The following is a 19,270-nucleotide window of genomic DNA, read 5'->3' as shown; positions in this document are numbered from 1 at the left end:
TCACTCCCGGCGCGCGCCCGTCCCCTTGCTCAGCTCGGCGGTGAACTGTGCACCCGCCAGCAGCGCCAGGTTCGACAGCCACAGCCAGATCAGGAAGACGACGACCCCGGCGAGCGAGCCGTACAACCTGCTGTAGGTGCTCAACGCGGACGCGTACACGGCGAACCCGGCCGAGACCACGAGCCACAACCCTGCCGCCAACGCCCCGCCGGGCAGGCTGCGGCTGCGGCGCCGGGCCGCCGGTGGGCCGGTGTGGAACAGGACCACCACCAGCAGCGCCACCAGACACATCAACACCGGCCAGCGCAAGAGGTTCCAGCCCCAGGTGGCGATCGCGTCGAGCCCGACGAAACGTCCCACGGACTCCGCGATGGGCCCGGTCAGCAGCAGCACCAGCGCGCTGACGAAGAGCAGCCCGAGCAGTGCGACCGCCGTGAGGACGATCCGGTGCGCCTTGCGCAACGGCGAACGCCGGTCGGCCACATGGTGCATCCGGTGCAGGGCCCGCCGGAACACCGCGAGATAGCTGGACGCCGACCACAGCGCGCTCGCCGTGCCGACACACAGCAGGGTCCACGCGGCCGAGTTGTCCCGCAGGGTGCGGGCCAGCACATCGTGCAGTTCGGTGCCCGACTGGCCGGGGGCGTAGGCGCCGACGTGGGTGATGAAGTCTGCGGCCGTCTCGGGGCTGATCAGGCTGAACGCGATGACCGTCACCAGGAGCGCGGGCAGCACCGCCAGGATCGAGTAGTAGGTGAGGGCGGCGGCGCAGTCGGAGAGGTCGTCGCGCCACATCGCCACCGGGGTGCGGCGCAGCGCGGGTCCCCAGGCCGCGGGGCTCCAGGAACCTCCGCGCCCTCGTGTGAAGGAACGGCTGCCGGCGGGGGCCGAGGGCTGGTCAGCGGACATGTGTCCTTCGGTGCGGGACGGTGGAGAAGCGGACTTGGGTACGGACGTCGTAGGGCGTGACGGCTCGCCCGGTCTGCGCGTCGAGCGCGGTGAGGGCGGGGAGAACGGCGCCGGGTGTGACGTCCGGTCGGAGCCAGACACGCATCCTGACCCGCAGGTGCTTGCGTCGGCCGAGGACGCGGGTGCGGCAGCGGGCGACACCGTCGATGGTGACCGCCTGCCGGGTCAGGGCATCCTCCAGGGCCCGCGTCCGCAGGGTGCTGCCCGGCGCGGCCAACGGGACGAACGGCCGGAACCCGCCGTGCAGTTGACGGGCTGACCACAGCGCGAGGAGCACGGTGGCCGCGAGCGAGGCCGCCATGACCGTGGGCGTCCACCAGCCCTCCGTGCGGAGGCCCGCGAGGCCCGCACGATCCAGGAAGACAGCGTGCGGGCCAGGTTCCCACCACCAGCCTGGCAGCCGCGCGGCCAGCGACGTCCGGGGCACGGTCACCCAGAAGGCACCGACCAGACAAGCAAGCCCGGCAAGCCCGAGAACGGCCCGATTGAGCACGGAACGCAGCGATGACATCAGAGGGTTCCTCCTTCCGAGGCCGGGGGGTTCGTCTGCCGGCGGGCGGGCGTGGGGTCGGCGTCGGGGGCGGGATCAGAACCTGGAGTGGAGCGGGGCGCAAGGTCGGGGGCGGTGCCTGGGGTGGGACGGGGCGCGGGGCTGGGGGTGGAGCCCGGGGTGGGACGAGGCGCGGGGTTAGAGGTGAGAGTGGGCGTCGGGCCGGGGGTGGGACCGGCGTCGGGGGCGGTGTCGGGGCCCGGGGCGGGGCGGGGCTTGGGGTCGGGGGTGAGAGTGGGCGTGGGATCGGGGGTGGAGCCCGGGGTGGAAGGGGGCGTCGGGTCGGGGGTGGGACCGGCATCGGTAGCGGTGTCGGGACCCAGGGTGAGGCGGGGCTTGGGATCAGGGGCGGGAGCCCTGCGCTGGGTGAGTTCGGTGGGCTGCTTGGTGAGGTCCGGTTCCTTCTTGTCGGGGGCGGTCGTGGGTGGCTGTCCGCTCGGTGGGGTTCCGTCGTCCCAGACCGGCTCGGGCCGGACCGTGATGCGCAGGCGCGGTGCGCGCCGCAGACCGCATCCTTCCAGCACCCGGAGTGCTGCGTCGTGCACCGCGCGCCGGGCTCGCTGTCGGTCGCCGAACGTCAGTCCGGCCCGAACGGTGACCCGACGCCGGCCGACCCGGACCCGTACCGGGCCGATTCCGGCCGTGTCGCGCACGGCGTCCTCGACGAGAGCGGCAATCGCGGCGCGGTCGACGGCCACCCGGAGTCTCGGTGCCGAGGAGGTGACGGTGAGCAGGCCGCGACGGCCGGGGGTGACGGCCAGGACGATCAGCAGCACGCCGAGGGCGGCGACGGCCACGGCGCCCGCCACGGCCGCCCCGCTCGAAGGGCCGTGCTGGGAGAGCCAGTTCAGGCCGGCCATGCGCCAGGTACCGGCCGGGCGGTGCCCGGTGTGCACGAGGATCAGGTCGAAGGCGAGGGCTCCGCAGCCGACGGCGGCCACCAGGGTGAGCAGGGCCATCGGCACCCGCCTCTGCGACCACCAGCGCAAGGGGGTGCGCCCTGCTGTCGCCGACAGGGTGTCCGTGGACGTGGTGCCCGTGGACGGGGTGCCCTCAAGGGAGGTGTCGGTGAGTGGGGCCCCGGCGAGCGAGGCGCCGCTGGATGGAGACTTGGCTCGCAGCGCGCCGCGTGCGGAGGGCAGCGTGAGCGCCGTGACGCCGACCCGGGGTGTGCTGAGGTCGAGGCCCGTCAACTCCGCGGTACGGCGGGCCACATGGTCCTGGACCCGACGGGCCGTGTCGGACAGGGGCTCGGGGTAGGGCAGGGGCACCTCGACGGCGACCTCGGCCCGACGCCCGCGCACAGTCGCCGCGCCCTTCGTCGCCCTGGCCGCGCCGCCCGGCAGCACCTCGGTCGCCGCGCGCTCGGCGATCTTACGGACGGCCTTGTCGGAGACGGTGGTTGTCCCTCGCTGAGCCGCCGTGGCCGCCGGGCGGTGCTGCTCGGCGGCTGTGGTCGCCGTGCCCCGCCGGGCGGTCGTGGTGGTCGCGGCCTGTTGGGCGGTCACGGTCGCCGCGCCCGGCTCAGCCGCTGTCGTCACCGCGCCGGGCTGGACGGCGGTGGTGGTCGTGCCCTGCTGGGCGGCCGTGGTCATCGACGGCTCCGCTCATAGACGTCCCGCAGGTCCTGGACCCGGCCGCCGCCGTCCAGCCAGTGCCCGGCCGCCCAGCCCAGTCCGCCCAGGGCGGCCACGAGCAGGAACGCACCGAACCCCCCGAAGTAACCGGCGAAGGCCAACGCCATCCCCACGATCATCCCGACCAACGACCTGCTCACTGCGTGCTCCTCATGCCAAGGGCTACCGGTCTGGTGTCAACGGCTACCGATCCGAGCGACGGACGCTCACTCCACGCGGGAGTCCGGGCCGGACGGCTCACCGTCTTCCTCCGGCAGGTGCACGTCGTTCACCGTCACATTGACCTCGACGACCTCCAGGCCGGTGACGCGTTCCACCGCCGAGATCACGTTCTCCCGGACGTCACGGGCGACGTCGGTGATCGGGACGCCGTACTCCACCACCAGGTCGAGGTCGATGGCCGTCTGTCGCTCGCCGACCTCGACCTTCACTCCACGTCCCACGTTCGGACGGCCGCCGGGCACGCGGTCGCGGACCGCTCCGATGGTGCGCGAGAGGCCGCCGCCCATGTCGTACACACCCGGGATCTCCCGGGCCGCGATGCCCGCCACCTTCACCACGACGACGTCGGCGATCGATGTCCGGCCCCGGTTCGCGGCCGGCTGGTCCGATCCCGCGACGCCGGTGGACACGGCCGTGGTGGTCTGTGTGCCCCGTCCCGCCTGCGGGAGGGAGAGGTCCTTGGCCGTGGGCACGGTCTGCGTGGTCATGACGCGTCCTTCTTTCTTTCTGTGCTGCCGGAACTTGCTCTCACAACGTCAGACCCACGCCGCCGGCTTCTGTGACGCACCTACCCGAAAAATCTTCGATCAGTTCTCGCCACCCACGGAATGGAGGAGCCGGTGGGCGGAATCGGCGGAGGTGAGAGGGGAGGGGCGCTGGGGCGCTCGGGGTTGGGCGATGGGGTTCGGGTTCCAACTGGGCGGAGCGGTGAGGCCTTGGCAAGCGGAGCGGTCGTGGGTGCAGCGGCAGCGGCGGTGCTCGGGGTTGGTCGGGCGGAGCGGCTTGGTTGTGGTGGTCGAAGCGGTCGGGCCTCGGCGGGCCGCCGGGCGACAGGGTCGGACTTCGGCGGTTGCAGCGGTCGCGGGTGTCACGGTCCGGTTTGAACTCGTTCTCCATCTGTCCGAGCCGAGTCACCTTTCGCCCGGGCCGAGCCGCCCTTCGCCCCCGAGCTGAGCCACCCGAGGCTGAGTAACCCTCCAGCCGGAGCCACGCCGACCCCGAGCCGAGCCGTCCCCGTCTGCTCAAGCCGGCCCCTTGCCCGCCTGGACTCGGCCCGCCGGAAGTGGTGCGTCACAAGCCCGGCACGGCCGTGTCTAATCTGCTGAGACCGGATGACACCGGATGAAAGGAGCCACCCAGTGGCGGGGGCCCGCAGAGAGAACGCACCACCTGACATGCGGGACGATGCCGTCGACGCCAGCGCCAGCGCCGTCGGCGGCGATGCCGAAGGCGGCGATGTCGATGATTCGCTGCTCGCGGTCCGGGCCGCGGAAGGGGACGAGGACGCGTTCGCCGTGCTCGTGCAGCGCCACGCCCCGGCATTGCTCCGGCTCGCCACCCGGCTGATCGGCGAGCGGTCCGAAGCGGAGGATGCCGTGCAGGACGCGTTCATCAGCGCTTGGCGGCGGCTGCCGGAGTTCCACGGCCGCTCGGCGTTCAGTACCTGGATGTACCGGATCGTGACCAACCGCTGTCTGAACATACTGCGGTCTCGCCGACCCTCCTCTCCCCTGGAGGCCGCCGGAGAGATCCACGCACCCGAATACACCGCCTCACCGGCCCGGATCGCCGAGGCACGGGGCGCGGTCCGCGAGCTGCGCGCGGCACTCGACGACCTGTCGCCGGAGCAGCGCGCCTGCTGGGTGTTGAGAGAATGGGACGGCCAGTCCTACGAATTCATCGCGGACGCGGTCGGCATCAGCCAGGAGGCTGTCCGAGCCCGTGTCTTCCGTGCACGACGCAGCCTGACTCAAGCACTGGGGGCCTGGCGATGACCGCCCACACCGACCCGCCCGACCGCACCCTGGACGACGACGAACAGCTCGCCTGCGGACGGCTGCTCTCTCAGGTCTGGGACTCCTGGGAGCAGCAGACCGACGACCCGCATCTGCGTTCCTGCCTGCACTGTAGGCAGGCCGCAGACGAGCTGGAAGGGCTGGAGTCCGTCGTACGCGGCCTGCCCGAGGAGACCACGGACACGTACACCGACGAGCTGACGTCGTTGACCCGACGGGTCATGGACGTCGTCCGGCTCGAACTGCGCCCCGGCCGTCCGCTGCCCCTGGGCGAGCCCACCGAGGATCTCTGGATCATGGAGGCGGTGGCTGCACGGGCGCTGCGCTCGGCGGCCGAGAGCGTGCCCGGCGTGCGGGCCGGGTCGTGCCGACTCGTCCCCCACACGGTCGAGGACCGCAGCTCCACCGGCTCGGACCCTGCCGCCACCGGCGCGGACCACACCTCCACCGGTGGGGACTTCACCGACATCGGTCCGGTGGATGTGCGCCTCGAAGTCCACGCGCCCTCGGACGCCTACCTCCCGGACCTCGCCGAACAGGTGCGGCTGCGGGTGCTGGAAGCCGCGGGCCACGAGCTGGGCATGGACATAGCTGCCGTGGACATCCGTGTCACCGACCTCGTCGACCCGCCGGCCGACAGCCAGGAAGGCCGTACCCGATGACCCAGTACACCGCACACACGACGCTCACCGAGGAGATCGCCCGGGCCGTGGTGGAGGTACCGGGGGTGGCCTTCCTCAAGCCAGGGCTCAGCGGCCTGGTCCGGGTGCGCTCCGCACTGGCCAAGGGCGACCGGGGTGCGGGTGCCGCGCCCACCGCCGGGGTACGGCTGAGCCGGGCCGAGGGCACCGAGCCGTGGCGCGTCGAGATCCATCTCGTCGCCCTGCGGCACGCGCGGACCGTGGAGGTGGCGCGGGCTGCCCGACGGGCCGTGGAGGCACGGATGGCGGCATTGTTTCCGGCGGAGGCGAGTGGGGCGCGGGTGAGTGTGACGGTGACAGGGCTGGTCTGAGCCGGGAGGTTGAGGGTTGGTCCGCCCCTCGGGGGGGGAGGTTGGTCCACCGTCGGGGGGGGCTCCGCTGCCGGGAGCGAGCGGGACGTTGGTCCGCTCCCGGGGGCCAGGCGGGGCGGCCTGTCTTGGCGGTCCGGGAGCTACGGGGGCTAGGGGCGGGAGCCTGGCCTGTCCTGGCCGGGGGAGGCCAGGAAGTTGGCCTGCCCGGCAGTCCGGAAACTGGGGGTGGAGGGCGGGGGGGGAGGGGGGAGGGGGCGGAGCGTCCAGGGAAACAGGGCCTTGAAGTCCAAGGCTAGGGCCCCAGGCTCCTACCCCCACCGAGCCAGAGCCGCTAAGTACGGGGACACCCACGCCGGACATCCCCCGATCACCCACCCGCCCTCGCCCGCTGCCCCTCCCCCCAGCGCCCCGCCCTACCCACTCCCTCCAGGCATCAGCCAAGCCGCTCAAGTGTCCCGCGCGAAGCGCAGAGCCGCCCTCCACACCCCCGGGCCAGCCCAGTGCTGCCCCGTCACCGCACCCTGCGCTCCCCCTCTCCCACTGCCTCCACTCCCGCCTCCCCCTCCCCACTGCCTCCACTCCCACCTCCCGCCACCGCTAAATCCACCCACACCCCGAACCCACCCCCTGCCTCGGCCGAAACCAGGCCAGCCCAGACCAGGCCTCCCCTCCCTTCCCTTCTCTCCCCTCCCTTCTCTCCCCTGCCCTGCCCCGCCCTCCCTTCCACGAAGATCCAGCCTCGGCCAATCCGTTCCCCCCGTCGGCTTCGGATTACGGGTGAGTCAGGGGGCTGTGGCAGGAGGAGAAAGCGATGTCGGACAGGTCACCAGGTGCGGCGGATAGTCGGCGGCGGACGGCTGTCGTGGGTAGTGGGGTGGCGGGGCTGACGGCGGCGTACGTTCTTGGTCGCAGGCACCGCGTCACCCTGTACGAAGCCGATGACCGGCTCGGGGGTCACGCGCACACGCACACCCTGACGTCCCGCGACGGCACCGTCCACCGTGTCGACTCGGGTTTCATCGTGCACAACCGCCGCACCTACCCCCACCTGCTGCGTCTCTTCGACGAACTCGGCGTCGTGACGCAGGAGTCGGAGATGAGCATGTCGGTGCGGTGCGAAGGGTGTGGCCTGGAGTACGCCGGTGCCCGGGGCCTCGCCGGGTTGTTCGCCCGTCCCCGTGCTGTGGTGCGCGGCGCTTATCTGCGGATGCTCGTCGAGGTGCCCGCGTTCCATCGTGCGGCCCGTCGGGTGCTGGCGCGGGAGGCCGAAGAGGGCGGCACCCTGGGTGAGTTCATGGATCGGGAAGGCTTCTCGGCCTATTTCCGTACCCACTTCATGACCCCGCTGGTGTCCGCGGTCTGGTCCTGCGATGCCGAGACCGCTCAACGTTACCCGGCGGCCTATCTGTTCCGGTTCCTGGATCATCACGGCCTGCTCTCCGTGACCGGGGCGCCGACCTGGCGGACCGTCACCGGCGGTTCGCGCACGTACGTCGACCGGGTGGCCGAACGGCTCGACTCCGTGCGCCTCGGCTCGCCGGTGCGTGCGCTGCGTCGGCATCCGGACGGCGTCGAGATCACCGCGCACGACGGCATCACCCGCGCGTACGACTCGGTGGTCGTCGCCGTCCATCCCGATCAGGCGCTGGCACTGCTGGCCGACGCCACCCCTCGGGAGAAGGAGGTGCTCGGCGCGTTCCGTTACGCGCGGAACACCACGCTGCTGCACACCGACACGGCGCTCCTCCCCCGCGCCCGTGGCGCCCGCGCCTCCTGGAACTATCTGATGCCGTCCTGCGCGACCGGCGCCGATCAGGTGCGGGTCAGCTATGACATGAACCGGCTCCAGCGCATCGAAGCACCGGAGACGTTCGTCGTCACGCTGGGCGGCGCCGACCGGGTCGATCCGACCCGGGTGTTGGCCCGGATGGTGTACGAACACCCCCTCTACACGCCGGAGTCGGTGGCCGCGCAGGCTCGGCTTCCCGAGTTGAACACCGGCGTCACGGCCTACGCGGGGGCCTACCACGGCTGGGGTTTCCACGAGGACGGCTGTCGGTCGGGGGCGGCGGCCGCCGCTGTCCTGGGGGTGCGCTGGTGAACTCCCGCCCCGCTCTCTACCGTTGCGCGATCGGTCATGTACGCACCGCGCCCGTCCGCCACGCGCTGCGCCACCGCACCTACATGTGGCTGATCGACCCCGACCGTCCGCCCCGACTCCCTTGGCCGATACGGCCGTTGGCCCGGTTCGACGCACGTGACCACTTCGACGGGGGTCACCCGACCGTGCGTGCCGGGCTGGACGCCTTCCTCGCCTCGCACGGCGTGGACCTGGCCGGTGGGGAGGTCGTGATGCTCGCCCACGCGCGGGTCTTCGGGTACGTCTTCAATCCGCTGACCCTCTACTGGTGCCACGCCCCCGACGGCACCGTGCGCTGTGTGGTCGCCGAGGTGCACAACACCTATGGCGAGCGGCATTCCTATCTGCTGCGTCCGGACGCGGCGGGCAGGGCGTGCGTGGACAAGGAGTTCTACGTCTCGCCGTTCTTCCCCGTCGACGGCCGCTACCGGATGCGGCTGCCGGAACCCGGTGAACGGCTCGATGTCACCGTGCAGTTGGAGCGGGCCGGTGGCAGGCCGTTCACCGCGACCGTGCGGGGCGTTCGCCGGGAGGCTTCACCGGGTGCGCTGGTGCAGCTGGCCCTGCGTCATCCGTGGTCGACCCTCGCCGTGTCCGTCGCGATCCGGCTGCACGGCATCCGCCTGTTCCTGCGCCGACTGCCCATCCAGCCCCGTCCCACCTCTCGCACCCCTCGCACCCCTCGCACCCCTCGCACCCCGGAGAACGTCTCATGAGGACCGCCGAACCCCGCCCCGTCACCCGGCAGTCGGCCCCGCTCCCCCGCACCTCGCCCGTGGACCCCGGCCGTTGGCCGGATGTGGCGGCGGCACCGACGTCGTCGTTCGCGCGGACCGCCGTCACCGCGTCCGTTCTGCGCCGCACTCTTGAACGGCTGCCCCTGGATGTGCGGTTCGCCGACGGCGGGTCTGCCGGGCTGGGCGGGCCGGTGCTGGACATCCACGATCCCCGGGCGTTCTTCGGGCGGATCGGCGGCCAGGGGCTGGTCGGGTTCGGCGAGTCGTACATGGCCGGTGAGTGGGACGCGCCCGATCTGGTGGGTGTGCTCACGGTGTTCGCCGGGAACGCGGCACGGTTGATCCCCGCTCCGCTCCAACGGCTGCGCGGGCTCTGGGCGTTGCGGAAGCCGGATGCCCAGCTCAACACGCCGGACGGCGCCCGCGACAACGTCAGCAGTCATTACGACCTGTCCAACGAGCTGTTCGCCCTCTTCCTCGATGACACCCTCTCCTACTCCTCCGCCGTCTTCCGTGGTTTTCCGGCCGGTTGGGATCTGCTGGCCGCCGCTCAGCACCGCAAGATCGACCGGCTCCTCGATCTCGCCGAGGTCGGGGAGGGCTCCGAGGTCCTGGAGATAGGGACCGGTTGGGGTGAGTTGGCCGTCCGTGCCGCCGCGCGCGGTGCCCGGGTCACCTCGCTCACGCTCTCCCGTGAGCAGCGGGCGCTGGCCCTGGAGCGGGTCGCGGCGGCGGGTTTCGCCGACCGGGTCGACGTCGAACTGTGCGACTACCGTGATTCCAGGGGACGTTACGACGCCGTCGTGAGCGTGGAGATGGTCGAGGCGGTGGGGCGCGAGTTCTGGCCGGAGTACTTCCGCACGATCGACGCGCGGCTGGTCCCGGGCGGGCGGGCCGTGTTGCAGGCGATCACGATGCCGCACGACCGGATGCTGGCCATGCGGAACACGTACACGTGGATTCAGAAGTACATCTTCCCCGGCGGTCTGCTGCCGTCCGTGGAGGCGGTCGCCGAGACGGTGCGGGACCACACCGGGCTGCGGACGGTTCGGCGGGACGGCTACGGCGGGCATTACGCCGAGACGTTGCGGCTGTGGCGCGAGCGCTTCACGGAGCGGGCCGAGGAGGTCGAGGCCCTCGGTTTCGACGAGACGTTCCGCCGGATGTGGACCCTCTATCTCGCCTATTCGGAGGCCGGGTTCCGGTCCGGTTACCTCGATGTGCAGCAGTATCTGTTCACCAAGGAGGACGCGTGAGCGCGCGACCCGGTGAGCGTCGTCGGGGCGTGTCTCGTGCCCGGCGGGTGCGGTACGTCGTGGGGGTGCGGTCGTGAACGGCTTCGGGTGGGCGGGGTTCGGGGTGAATCTCGGGTGGGCCGCCGTCGCGGCGTTCGCCGTGATGCTGGGGACGTTCGCCGTCGCCGTGCGGCTGGGGGTGCATCGGGTCGTCGACGTCGCGTGGGGGCTGGCGTTCGCGGCGGTCGCGGTGGCGAGTTGTGTGGCGTCGGCCGGTGGCGGGGACCCGGTGCGCCGGTGTCTGGTGGCCGGTCTGACGGTGGTGTGGGGGCTGAGGCTGGCCGTGCACATCGCGCGGCGCGGCGCCGGGCACGGCGAAGACCCGCGCTACGAGCGGATGTTGGCGAGGGCGCGGGGCAGCCGGAATCTGTACGCGCTGCGGGTGGTGTACCTCGTGCAGGGTGCTCTGGTGTGGCTGGTGTCGCTGCCGGTGCAGGCCGCGCCGTACGTGAGCGGACCGGTGACGGCGTCGGCCTGGGCCGGAACGGCGCTGGTGACGGTCGGTGTGGCCTTCGAGGCGGTCGGGGACGCGCAGTTGGCGCGTTTCAAGGCGGACCCGGCCCATCGGGGGCAGGTGATGGACCGCGGGCTGTGGCGCTACACCCGGCACCCGAACTACTTCGGTGACTTCTGCGTCTGGTGGGGGCTCTATCTCCTCGTGTGCGACTCCGGTGCCGCCGCCGCGCTGACGGTGGTGTCGCCGTTGGTGATGAGTGGGCTGCTCATCTGGGGCAGCGGAAAGCGGCTGCTGGAACGGCACTTGGCGGACCGTCCCGGATACGCCGAGTACGCGGCCCGCACCAGCGGCTTCTTCCCCTGGCCACCGAGGTGAGATGACTCCTCGTCATATGGGTGGGGGCGCGGTCCAGTTGGACCGCGCCCCCCTCCACCTATCCCCCAACGCGCCCTTCACGCAGGGAGGTTCATCAAGGCGATCGGTGTGCTGGTCGGCTGCTGAGAGCCACCGGCGGGCTCGACGGTGATGCCCATGGCCGATGCCTTGTCGACGGCGCCCTTCAGCAGAACCGTCTGGTCACCGGAGGCCGGGTTCATCAGGCCGGCCGACCGCATGGCCTTGGCGTCGGCGAACCAGAGTTGGTAGACCTTCCCGGAGGGGGGCCGTCGCATTCCGGAGACGACGAACACCGCCTTGTTCTGCGTGGGCGAGACGACGACGGCGCCGGTGGCCCCGCCCGCCAGCCGGGCGGTCCGGGTTCGGGCGTCCGGTGCGGAGAGCACGGCGGTGATGCGGTCGGCGGCCTGTTCGGCGCGGTGGGCCCGGCCGAGGGCGTCCTCGGCGCGCTGGTGCTGCCACACCGCCGTTCCCCCGAAGCCGGTGGCCGCGGCGAGGCAGGCGGCCAGTGCCCAGCGGGACAGCCGTCGGGTGCGTGCGACCGTGCGGCCGGTGCGGGTGGCGACCGGGCCGCCGGGTGATTCCTGGCGGACGTCGGTGATCCCGGCCAGTACCCGCTCGCGCAGGGCGGGGCGCGGGGTCTCGGTGACGGCGAGGCCCAACCGGGCGGCGGTGGCGGTCAGTTCGGCGGTCTCCTGGGCGCATGGTTCGCAGTCCCCGAGGTGTCGTTCGAACGCGTCGCGCTCCTCGTCGGACAGGGCGTCCAGGGCGTAGGCGCCGGTCAGTCGGTGCAGGTCCGCGGTGATCACGCGGTCACCCCCAGGCAGTCGCGGAGCCGGATGAGGCCGTCGCGCAGGCGTGTCTTGACGGTGCCGAGCGGGAGCGCGAGCGCCTCGGCGACCTGGCTGTAGGTGAGCCCCCGGTAGTAGGCGAGGGTGACGGCCTGGCGCTGGATCTCGGTGAGGGTGCGCAGACAGCGGCGTACCTGTTCGCGTTCGAGGCGGGCCTCCACCTGTTCGATCACCTCGTCGAACTCGGGGGTCCGCGCGAGCAGCGCGGCCTTGTGGTCGCGGGCGGCCGCCGCCTCCACCGAGCGCACCCGGTCGATGGCGCGGCGGTGGGCGAGGGTGAGAATCCAGTTCACGGCGCTTCCGCGGTCGGCCCGGTAGCGCGGGGCGGTGCGCCAGACCTCGACCAGGACCTCCTGGGTGACCTCCTCCGACTGGGCCCGGTCGCGCAGGACGGCGCGGGCGACGCCGAGGACCGGTCCGGCCACGATGTCGTACACCGAGGCGAACGCGCCCTCGTCGCCGAGTGCGACGCGGCCCACCAACTCCTCCAGGTCCGGCTCCGTCGAGGGATTTCTGCCGATATGAACGGCTTCTTTCACGGTTCCTCCGTGGTCAGGACAGTTCCGGACGTAATCCGATCCTGTTCGGTCCTTCGGATTGGTCGGCGGCCGGGTTGATCCCGGGTGACACTCGACGGCAGGCTTCAGCGGCATGGACGCGTACACAGAGGAGCACGTATGACGGGGCACACCGCGCTGGTGACACGCCGGTCGGCGGCACCGGCCCGGGCGGCGGTGCTGTTCCTGCACGGCGGCGCGGAGGTCGACGGCGGCGTCTCGCGTCCGTGGCAGCTGGCCGCCGTGCGGATGCGGCCGTTCGTCCGTTCCGTGGCGACGGCGACGGCGGACGGGGGCGTCTTCCTCGGCGAGGTCCGCTACCGGTTGCGGGGCTGGAACGGCGAGAACGCCGACCCCCTGCGGGACGCGCTGGCCGCGCTCGACGAACTGGCCCGGCTCGCCGGTGACATCCCGGTCGTCCTGGTCGGCCACTCGATGGGAGGGCGGGCGGCGCTGCGGGCCGCGTCCGCGCCCCAGGTCAGCGGGGTGCTGGCGCTCGCGCCCTGGTGTCCGGACGGCGAGCCGGTGGAGCAGTTGCGGGGCAAGGACGTCGTCGTGCTGCACGGCGACCGGGACCGGATCACCGACCCGCGGGCCTCGGCGGCGTTGGTGGAACGGGCTCGAACGGCGGGCGCGCGGGCCGAGATGACGTGGGTGCCGGGCGGCGATCACGCGATGCTCCGCCGGAGTGGGCGGTGGCACCGTGCGGCGGCGTCGGTGGTGGCCGGGCTGCTGTCGTCGAGCCCGGGCGCCGCGTGACCGACCCCGACCCTGCGCGGGGGCCGGTACCGGGTCGAGTCCTCTCTCGACCATCACGCGGGGAAGGTGACGCGCCGTTTCGACGCGGGGAGTTATGTCGTGCTGTCGGAGGCGATGAACGCCCATGACGTGGGCCGGGGCGGTGTCCGGGCCGCGCTGCGCCGGGTGCGGGCGCGGGCGCTGGTGGCCGGGGTGGATTGCGACTGGCTCTATCCGCTGTACCAGCAGGGCGAGTTGGCGGCGCTGATCCCGTCGGCGGACGGGCTGCGGGTGATCGATTCGCCGTACGGGCACGACGGGTTCCTCATCGAGACGGGCCAAGTGGCGCCGTTGGTGAGGGAGTTGCCCGGAGACTGAGGCCGGGTCGGTCCGCGCCCGTGGCGGGGATGCGTTCGAGGACGCCGCCCGCGAAGACGTCGTACAGGGGCAGGGTCTCCAGGTGGACGTAGCCGATGTGGCAGTCGCAGGTGGCCAGGGGGCAGGCGCGCGGGGCGAGGGCGGCGCGGTAGCTGTCGTCGTAGAGGTTGCCGAGCGGGGCGGGGACGAAGTGGCAGCGGCGTACGGTGCCTTCGCCGTCCACGGAGATCACGGACTCGCCGGTGCGGCAGGGCAGTCCGGCGCTGGCGTGCGGGTGGCGGCTGTAGGGGAACAGCGGGTCGAGGTCGGTCCATTGGTCGGCCTCGGCGTCCTGGTAGGTGTGGCCCTCGGCGGCGTTGATCCACAGGTAGACGTGGTCGGGCAGGTCGGCGCGGAGGCGGCGGGCGTGGTCGAGGTGGGCGGGCAGTCCGACGACGCCGACGCTGAAGCGGATACCGCGCTCGCCCAGGTCACGGCATTTGCTGAGGAACCGGTCGTAGGGGGTCTGGCCCGGGTGGTAGGTGCACCACAGCGCGAGGGTGTCGGGGTCGGCGTGGGCCAGCCAGTCGGTGCGGCAGCTGAGGTTGGTCTGGATGGCGACGCGGCGGATGTGCGGGAGGTGGGACAGTTCGGTGAGGGTGCGCCGGTACCAGGAGCGGACCAGGCCCTCACCCCAGGGGGTGAACAGGAGGGACAGGTGGTCGTCGCTCTGGTGGGCGGCCCAGGTCGCGAAGCGTTCCAGGGCGGCGCGGTCGGCGCGGAGTTGGGCGCCGGTGTCGCGTCTTTTCGCGAACGGGCAGTACGGGCAGTCGTAGTCGCAGGAGGCGAGGGGGCCTCGGTAGAGGAGGGTCAGGTCCATGGCGGGCCGGTCACTTCCTCTCGTAGGCGGCCATCGCGGCCCGTACGGCCGGTGAGAACAGGTCGGGGCCGATCGCGTCGGAGTGGGCGAGGCCCTCGGGGGTGAGCCGTAGGACGTGTCCGTCGTCGTCGAGCCAGCCCCGGTCGCCGAACCGGGCGAGTGCGGTCCCGAAGTGTTCGGCGGGGGCGGCGCCGAACCGGGCCCGGTACTCCGCGTGCGGCAGCCCGTCGGCTTGCAGGAGCGACTGGAGGAGATGGCGCCGGCGCGCTTCGTCGACGTCGATCGGGTGGCCGATCCCGGTGTGTGCGAAGTCGGCGGCCGGGCGGGAGACGTAGTCGTCGATGATGCCGCGTATCTCGGGCATGTGCACGGCGTAGTCGAAGGAGTAGTGCAGCCCGGAGGTGTAGGAGCGGGCGCCGCAGCCGAGGCCGATCATGCCGTCGGACTGGCACGCGTAGTCGTCGGCGCCCTGCGGCGGGGCGTCGGCGCGCCGGAACATGCGCATGGACTGCTGGACGTAGCCGTGGGCGAGGAGGTGGTCGCGGCCCGCGCGGTACAGGCGCAGGCGTTGTGCGTCCCAGGCCGGGTCGGGGTCGGTCGGGGTGCGGCGGCCGAGTCCGGTGCCGGGGCGGACGTAGAGGGGGTAGAGGTACAGCTCCTCGGGTCGCCAGGCGAGGGCCGCGTCGAGGGAGTGGCGCCAGGTCCGCTCGGTCTGGCCGTCGATGCCGTAGATGAGGTCGATGTTGAGGACCGGGATGCGCGCGTCCCTGATGCGGGCGAGGGCGTTCTCCACGTCCGCGCGGCGCTGGGGCCGGACGGCGGCTCTGGCCTCGGCGTCGACGAAGCTCTGGATGCCGAGGCTGAGGCGGGTGGTGCCGCGTTCGGCGAGGACGGTGAGGCGGTCGGCGGTGGCGGTGGCCGGGGACGCCTCGACGGAGAGGGGAACGGCGGTGAGGTCGGCGCCCATGCGGTGTTCGGCGAGGTCGCACAGGCGGGTCAGTTCGGCGGCGGTGAGGAAGGTGGGGGTGCCGCCGCCGAAGGCCGCCGTGGCGAACCGGGCGTCGTCCCCGAGCGCGTCGCGCACCGCGTCCGCCTGCCGCTCCAGCGCGTCGAGGTAGGCGGTGGTGAGGCCGTCGGGGGCGCCGATGCGGGTGAAGAGGTTGCAGAAGCCGCAGCGGACCTCGCAGAACGGGATGTGCAGGTAGAGGGAGAGGGCGTCCTTCGGTTCAGTGGCCCACAGGGAACGCAGGGCGCGCCGCTCGGGCAGGGGCCGGTAGGCGGTTTTGTGCGGGTAGGCGTAGACGTAGCTCTGGTAGGGGCTCGTGGTGGTCGGTGGGGCGAGGGTCATCGGGCGGCCTCCGCCGGGTCCAGGAAGAAGTGGGCGTAGGGGACGGTCCATACGGCCGGGTGGCCGAGGCGGTGTCCGGTGTAGCCGTCGTCGCCGTAGGCGGTGCCGTGGTCGGAGCAGACGATCGCGAAACAGGGCCGTCGGCTGCTCATCGTGGTGAAGAGGCGTCCGATGTGCCGGTCGACGTACTCCAGGGCGGCGGCGTGGGTGGCGCGGGTGTCTCCGGCCTCGCGGGTGGCGCCGGGCAGGTGGAACCAGTTCGGCTGGTGCAGGGCGGAGACGTTGACGAAGAGGAACAGGCGCTGTTCGGGCGGGAGTTCACGCACGACGTGTTCGGCGCGGGCCACCTGGTTCTCGAACGAGGTGGGTGAGGTGACGCCGAACTCCGGTGTCCAGTGGGCCTCCTGGAACAGTCCGGGCAGCACCGAGCCCAGCGGGCCCCGCTGGTTGAAGAAGCCGACTCCTCCGATGCAGACGGTGCGGTAGCCGGCCTCGGCCAGGCCGGAGACGAGGTCGGGCGTGTCGTAGACGAAGGTGCCGTCGGCGGTGGTCTCGCTGCCCGCGAAGCGCGCCGCGAACAGCCGGGGGTGCGGTCCCGGGGTGGCCGGGGTCGGCAGGAAGCCCGCGAAGATCGCCTGGTGGGAGGCGTAGGTGAAGCTGCCCGGGGCGTGCCGTTGCTCCCAGCGGCCGCCGGGGAGATGGCGGGTGAGGTGGGGCAGGCGGCCCTCGGCGGCGAGTTCGGCGGCGACGTCGTGGCGGAGGGTGTCCAGGGTGACGAGGAGCAGGTCGTGGCTGCCGACGACCTCGCTCATGTCCGGCTCGGACGTCGGTGCGGGCGGCGGCTCAGTCGTCGGTGCGGGCGGCGGCATGCGGGGTTCCTTCGGTGGGCGGGTGGTGCGGCTGGTGCGGGTGGGGTGCGGGGGCGTGGCGGTGCAGGGCGGCCGCCACTTGGGTGGCGTAGGTGTCGAGGCCTTCCGCGCCGCTGCCGGGGAGGCCGGTGAGGCGGGGGAGGAGGTCTCCGAAGGCGTTCACCTCACCGACGGCGGCGCGGCCCCAGCCGACGGCGGGCAGCAGATCGACGCCGACACAGAGGGTGCGGGGGAAGCAGGCGGCGGCCTGTTCACAGACGCCGAGGAGGTCGGCCCAGCGGGCACCGGCGGCTTCCACGGCGTGCCGGGCGGCGTCGAGGTCGCCCCGCTTCCCGCCGAGGTGGAGGTTGGTGAGGGGGGTGCGGCTGGTGCGGACGACGGCGTGGGTGGCCCGTCCGGCGACCACGACGACCCGCAGATCGGCGGCCCGCCCCTGCTGGGAGGCTTTCGGCAGCCAGCGTTCCAGGTGCAGTCCGTCGGGCGCGAGCGCGTCGACGATCGCCGCGATGTCCGCCTCGCGTTCGTAGCGGCGCACCTTGAGGGAGTTGTGGAGGGCGCCGTCGGCGGTGCGTTCCACGGAGGTGGTCGCCCTGATCAGGCCGCCGCCCGCCGACTCCACGGCCAGTACGCCGGACGCGGACGAGCCGTGCGCGGGCTTGACGAACAGGCGCGGCATCCGGTGCTCCCGCATCAGCGCGCGGACGTCGTCCCAGCCCCGCACCGGGGCCGCCGAAGGGCCCGAGGTGGGTGAGGCGGGCACCGGCACACCGGCCGCGTCGAGCACGGTGTGGCAGCGCCGTTTGTCGAAGAGGACGGCGAGGTCGTCCGGGTCGTCGAGCCGGTGTCCGCCGCGCAGCCCGCCCAGCGCGGCGGTCAGCCCGGCGTACCAGCGGGCCGAGCCCTCGACCCGGGTGGGTTCGCGGTCGCCGCGCAGCCACCGGTCGACCTCGTCGTTCTCGCCCGGTGAGTCGACGCGCACGATCTCCTCGGGCCCGAACTCGGCCCCGCCGCCGCGCAGGACGTCGATCCAGGCGACGACGCGCGGGGCGGGGAGTCCGGCGGCCCGGACCGCGTCCGCGAACAGACCGACCCGCCGGTTCTCGGGGTTGCCGACGACCGCGAAACGCGGCGCCCGTTCACTCACCGACGACGACATGACGTGCCTCGCAGGGGTACGGGCGGCGGCAGTTCGGGGTGCGGCCGACCGCGACGCAGTGCGGTTCCGGATGGCGTCGGAGCAGAGCCGCAGCGGGCGCGGGCCGAGCCCCGGTGCGGCCCTGCTCCGACGGCCCGCCGCACGCGTGCACCGTCAGGCCGTGGAACCGTTCGCGGTGCGCGGGGTGGGAGCGCGCGGGCATCGAGGTCACTCCCCCACGGCCACGTACCGCCAGACCGTGCCGTCGTCCCGCTCGTCCTCGTCGGCGTCGTCACGGTCGAGGTCGACCTCCACGCCGGCGGTCTCCAGGGTCTGGCGGACGCGCTCCTGGAGCGGCTCGCTGAGGTAGTGGTGGTGCAGGTCGAGCTTCTTGAGGTGGGTGAGCGGCTGCCCGGCGAGGAGGGCTGCGGCGCCGTCGTCGGTCAGGACGCCCATGGACAGGTCCAGGACGTCGAGGCGGGCGACGACGGGGGCGGCGGCCACGGCGGCGGCGACCGCGTCCTGCATCTCGCTGTTGCGCAGGGCCAGTTCACGCAGGTTCGGCAGCCGGGCGCCGGAGAGGATGCCCGCCAGGTCGGCCACCTCGCTGTTGCCGTGGTAGTCGGGGGTGCCGAGCCACAGGTCGAGCCGCTCCAGCGCGGGCAGGTCACTGGCGCTCAATCCGCGCACCACCTCGGCGGGCAGCCCGCCGCTCTCCATGGTGAGCCTGCGCAGCGCGGCATGGCTGACGGCGGGGAACCGCAGATCCTTTCCGCCGCGCACGCCGAACTCCTCCAGCCTCGGGAACGCGGCGAGGAGCGGGGTGACGTCGGTCTGGCGAATCCAGGAGATCTCGCACTCCTCCATCACCATGTCCCCGACGAACAGGGCACGCAGCGCCGGAAACCGGTCCTTGGCCGCGATCAACGCCTCGATCACCGCGGACGGATCGGTGTCGTACGCGTCCTGCCAGGCGCCGATGATCAGGGCCCGGACCCGGGTGGTGTCGACGTCCTCGCAGAACCGGGCGAAGGCCGCCACGCAGTCCTCGTTGACGTCGTAGATGTCGCTGGTGATCCGCCAGGCATAGCCGTCGGGGTCGGGAAGGTCGTCCGGGTCCTCCTCCGGGCCCGGGAAGGTGTAGTCGGGCAGCCCGTACAGAGACTGCAAGTGATCACCGATGGTCATGCGGCTGCTCCTGTGGCGAGATCCGACGTGTTCTGTGGTGATCGCAGTTGTACCAACCGGCACTGACAACGCGGTGCCGAGGGTGGACGAACGGCCCGTTGTCAGTGGTGCCTCGTACTGTCGGTGGCATGAGTTC

General features: G+C 72.4%; 22 protein-coding genes. 9 read left to right on the top strand and 13 right to left on the bottom strand.

The window, feature by feature from the left end; translation table 11 throughout:
- From ACIQOU_RS03360 to ACIQOU_RS03340, 5 genes are all read right to left on the bottom strand, one after another.
- Window positions 1-909, bottom strand: a complete 909-nt coding sequence (locus ACIQOU_RS03360; RefSeq protein ID WP_401533441.1) for a YihY/virulence factor BrkB family protein — start codon at window positions 907-909, stop codon at window positions 1-3.
- Window positions 899-1,480 carry a hypothetical protein gene (locus ACIQOU_RS03355; protein ID WP_401533440.1) on the bottom strand — a complete coding sequence of 194 codons (582 nt, stop codon included), beginning with the start codon at window positions 1,478-1,480 and terminating at the stop codon, window positions 899-901. Before ACIQOU_RS03355 ends, ACIQOU_RS03360 begins: the two co-directional genes overlap by 11 nt.
- The gene (locus ACIQOU_RS03350; protein ID WP_401533439.1) at window positions 1,480-3,114 is read right to left on the bottom strand and encodes a DUF6286 domain-containing protein; all 1,635 of its coding nucleotides are present in this window, start codon (window positions 3,112-3,114) and stop codon (window positions 1,480-1,482) included. The genes ACIQOU_RS03355 and ACIQOU_RS03350 overlap by 1 nt, the downstream gene beginning before the upstream one ends.
- On the bottom strand, window positions 3,111-3,296 hold the full coding sequence (locus ACIQOU_RS03345) for a hypothetical protein (RefSeq protein WP_401533658.1): 186 nt from the start codon (window positions 3,294-3,296) through the stop codon (window positions 3,111-3,113). The genes ACIQOU_RS03350 and ACIQOU_RS03345 overlap by 4 nt, the downstream gene beginning before the upstream one ends.
- A 66-nt stretch (window positions 3,297-3,362) precedes the next feature.
- The gene (locus ACIQOU_RS03340) at window positions 3,363-3,866 is read right to left on the bottom strand and encodes an Asp23/Gls24 family envelope stress response protein (protein ID WP_401533438.1); all 504 of its coding nucleotides are present in this window, start codon (window positions 3,864-3,866) and stop codon (window positions 3,363-3,365) included.
- A gap of 687 nt (window positions 3,867-4,553) precedes the next feature.
- Between ACIQOU_RS03340 and ACIQOU_RS03335 the strand changes: the two genes are divergently transcribed.
- From ACIQOU_RS03335 to ACIQOU_RS03305, 7 genes are all read left to right on the top strand, one after another.
- On the top strand, window positions 4,554-5,153 hold the full coding sequence (locus ACIQOU_RS03335) for an RNA polymerase sigma factor (RefSeq protein WP_401533437.1): 600 nt from the start codon (window positions 4,554-4,556) through the stop codon (window positions 5,151-5,153).
- Complete coding sequence (locus ACIQOU_RS03330) at window positions 5,150-5,836, top strand: Asp23/Gls24 family envelope stress response protein (RefSeq protein ID WP_401533436.1); 687 nt, start codon at window positions 5,150-5,152, stop codon at window positions 5,834-5,836. The genes ACIQOU_RS03335 and ACIQOU_RS03330 overlap by 4 nt, the downstream gene beginning before the upstream one ends.
- Entirely contained in the window at window positions 5,833-6,186 is a 354-nt protein-coding gene (locus tag ACIQOU_RS03325; RefSeq protein WP_401533435.1) for a hypothetical protein, read from the top strand. Before ACIQOU_RS03330 ends, ACIQOU_RS03325 begins: the two co-directional genes overlap by 4 nt.
- An 811-nt stretch (window positions 6,187-6,997) precedes the next feature.
- Window positions 6,998-8,287 (top strand): NAD(P)/FAD-dependent oxidoreductase, encoded by a 1,290-nt coding sequence (locus ACIQOU_RS03320; RefSeq protein ID WP_401533433.1) that lies wholly within the window; start codon window positions 6,998-7,000, stop codon window positions 8,285-8,287.
- Entirely contained in the window at window positions 8,281-9,042 is a 762-nt protein-coding gene (locus ACIQOU_RS03315; protein WP_401533637.1) for a DUF1365 domain-containing protein, read from the top strand. The genes ACIQOU_RS03320 and ACIQOU_RS03315 overlap by 7 nt, the downstream gene beginning before the upstream one ends.
- Window positions 9,039-10,319: a class I SAM-dependent methyltransferase gene (locus ACIQOU_RS03310; protein ID WP_401533431.1), complete on the top strand. Its 1,281-nt coding sequence runs from the start codon at window positions 9,039-9,041 to the stop codon at window positions 10,317-10,319. Before ACIQOU_RS03315 ends, ACIQOU_RS03310 begins: the two co-directional genes overlap by 4 nt.
- Window positions 10,320-10,392: 73 nt before the next feature.
- Window positions 10,393-11,190 (top strand): DUF1295 domain-containing protein, encoded by a 798-nt coding sequence (locus tag ACIQOU_RS03305; RefSeq protein WP_401533430.1) that lies wholly within the window; start codon window positions 10,393-10,395, stop codon window positions 11,188-11,190.
- A gap of 77 nt (window positions 11,191-11,267) precedes the next feature.
- Here the strand turns inward: ACIQOU_RS03305 and ACIQOU_RS03300 are convergent, their stop codons facing one another.
- Window positions 11,268-12,020: an anti-sigma factor domain-containing protein gene (locus tag ACIQOU_RS03300; RefSeq protein ID WP_401533427.1), complete on the bottom strand. Its 753-nt coding sequence runs from the start codon at window positions 12,018-12,020 to the stop codon at window positions 11,268-11,270.
- Window positions 12,017-12,601 (bottom strand): sigma-70 family RNA polymerase sigma factor, encoded by a 585-nt coding sequence (locus ACIQOU_RS03295; protein WP_401533425.1) that lies wholly within the window; start codon window positions 12,599-12,601, stop codon window positions 12,017-12,019. Before ACIQOU_RS03295 ends, ACIQOU_RS03300 begins: the two co-directional genes overlap by 4 nt.
- Window positions 12,602-12,739: 138 nt before the next feature.
- Here ACIQOU_RS03295 and ACIQOU_RS03290 point away from each other — a divergent pair, with 138 nt between their 5' ends.
- Together ACIQOU_RS03290 and ACIQOU_RS03285 are read left to right on the top strand one after the other, a co-directional pair.
- Window positions 12,740-13,378 carry an alpha/beta fold hydrolase gene (locus tag ACIQOU_RS03290; protein WP_401533424.1) on the top strand — a complete coding sequence of 213 codons (639 nt, stop codon included), beginning with the start codon at window positions 12,740-12,742 and terminating at the stop codon, window positions 13,376-13,378.
- 66 nt (window positions 13,379-13,444) lie between these two features.
- Window positions 13,445-13,735, top strand: coding sequence for a hypothetical protein (locus ACIQOU_RS03285; RefSeq protein ID WP_401533423.1), 291 nt, complete (start codon window positions 13,445-13,447; stop codon window positions 13,733-13,735).
- Here the strand turns inward: ACIQOU_RS03285 and ACIQOU_RS03280 are convergent.
- The 6 genes from ACIQOU_RS03280 to ACIQOU_RS03255 are packed head-to-tail and all read right to left on the bottom strand — an operon-like array spanning window position 13,683 to window position 19,134.
- Complete coding sequence (locus ACIQOU_RS03280) at window positions 13,683-14,594, bottom strand: STM4011 family radical SAM protein (RefSeq protein WP_401533422.1); 912 nt, start codon at window positions 14,592-14,594, stop codon at window positions 13,683-13,685. The genes ACIQOU_RS03285 and ACIQOU_RS03280 overlap by 53 nt on opposite strands.
- Before the next feature lie 10 nt (window positions 14,595-14,604).
- Window positions 14,605-15,942 (bottom strand): STM4012 family radical SAM protein, encoded by a 1,338-nt coding sequence (locus tag ACIQOU_RS03275; RefSeq protein ID WP_401533420.1) that lies wholly within the window; start codon window positions 15,940-15,942, stop codon window positions 14,605-14,607.
- The gene (locus ACIQOU_RS03270) at window positions 15,939-16,754 is read right to left on the bottom strand and encodes an STM4013/SEN3800 family hydrolase (protein ID WP_401533634.1); all 816 of its coding nucleotides are present in this window, start codon (window positions 16,752-16,754) and stop codon (window positions 15,939-15,941) included. Before ACIQOU_RS03270 ends, ACIQOU_RS03275 begins: the two co-directional genes overlap by 4 nt.
- Before the next feature lie 31 nt (window positions 16,755-16,785).
- Complete coding sequence (locus tag ACIQOU_RS03265) at window positions 16,786-17,967, bottom strand: STM4014 family protein (RefSeq protein WP_401533419.1); 1,182 nt, start codon at window positions 17,965-17,967, stop codon at window positions 16,786-16,788.
- Window positions 17,948-18,169, bottom strand: a complete 222-nt coding sequence (locus tag ACIQOU_RS03260) for a hypothetical protein (protein ID WP_401533417.1) — start codon at window positions 18,167-18,169, stop codon at window positions 17,948-17,950. Before ACIQOU_RS03260 ends, ACIQOU_RS03265 begins: the two co-directional genes overlap by 20 nt.
- Window positions 18,170-18,174: 5 nt before the next feature.
- Window positions 18,175-19,134 carry an STM4015 family protein gene (locus ACIQOU_RS03255; RefSeq protein ID WP_401533416.1) on the bottom strand — a complete coding sequence of 320 codons (960 nt, stop codon included), beginning with the start codon at window positions 19,132-19,134 and terminating at the stop codon, window positions 18,175-18,177.
- Between the last annotated feature and the right edge of the window lie 136 nt (window positions 19,135-19,270).

The sequence above is a fragment of the Streptomyces sp. NPDC091279 genome, from assembly GCF_044757465.1.
Lineage (GTDB): Bacteria > Actinomycetota > Actinomycetes > Streptomycetales > Streptomycetaceae > Streptomyces.
Note: the sequence above shows the minus strand (reverse complement) of the source record. Positions and strands in the feature narration are given on the sequence as shown.

Coding starts and splice junctions, on each gene's coding strand:
- ACIQOU_RS03360 (WP_401533441.1), bottom strand. CDS start 909: ATGTCCGCTGACCAGCCCTCGGCCCCCGCCGGCAGCCGTTCCTTCACA.
- ACIQOU_RS03355 (WP_401533440.1), bottom strand. CDS start 1,480: ATGTCATCGCTGCGTTCCGTGCTCAATCGGGCCGTTCTCGGGCTTGCC.
- ACIQOU_RS03350 (WP_401533439.1), bottom strand. CDS start 3,114: ATGACCACGGCCGCCCAGCAGGGCACGACCACCACCGCCGTCCAGCCC.
- ACIQOU_RS03340 (WP_401533438.1), bottom strand. CDS start 3,866: ATGACCACGCAGACCGTGCCCACGGCCAAGGACCTCTCCCTCCCGCAG.
- ACIQOU_RS03335 (WP_401533437.1), top strand. CDS start 4,554: ATGCGGGACGATGCCGTCGACGCCAGCGCCAGCGCCGTCGGCGGCGAT.
- ACIQOU_RS03330 (WP_401533436.1), top strand. CDS start 5,150: ATGACCGCCCACACCGACCCGCCCGACCGCACCCTGGACGACGACGAA.
- ACIQOU_RS03325 (WP_401533435.1), top strand. CDS start 5,833: ATGACCCAGTACACCGCACACACGACGCTCACCGAGGAGATCGCCCGG.
- ACIQOU_RS03320 (WP_401533433.1), top strand. CDS start 6,998: ATGTCGGACAGGTCACCAGGTGCGGCGGATAGTCGGCGGCGGACGGCT.
- ACIQOU_RS03310 (WP_401533431.1), top strand. CDS start 9,039: ATGAGGACCGCCGAACCCCGCCCCGTCACCCGGCAGTCGGCCCCGCTC.
- ACIQOU_RS03290 (WP_401533424.1), top strand. CDS start 12,740: ATGACGGGGCACACCGCGCTGGTGACACGCCGGTCGGCGGCACCGGCC.
- ACIQOU_RS03280 (WP_401533422.1), bottom strand. CDS start 14,594: ATGGACCTGACCCTCCTCTACCGAGGCCCCCTCGCCTCCTGCGACTAC.
- ACIQOU_RS03275 (WP_401533420.1), bottom strand. CDS start 15,942: ATGACCCTCGCCCCACCGACCACCACGAGCCCCTACCAGAGCTACGTC.
- ACIQOU_RS03270 (WP_401533634.1), bottom strand. CDS start 16,754: ATGAGCGAGGTCGTCGGCAGCCACGACCTGCTCCTCGTCACCCTGGAC.
- ACIQOU_RS03265 (WP_401533419.1), bottom strand. CDS start 17,967: ATGTCGTCGTCGGTGAGTGAACGGGCGCCGCGTTTCGCGGTCGTCGGC.
- ACIQOU_RS03260 (WP_401533417.1), bottom strand. CDS start 18,169: ATGCCCGCGCGCTCCCACCCCGCGCACCGCGAACGGTTCCACGGCCTG.
- ACIQOU_RS03255 (WP_401533416.1), bottom strand. CDS start 19,134: ATGACCATCGGTGATCACTTGCAGTCTCTGTACGGGCTGCCCGACTAC.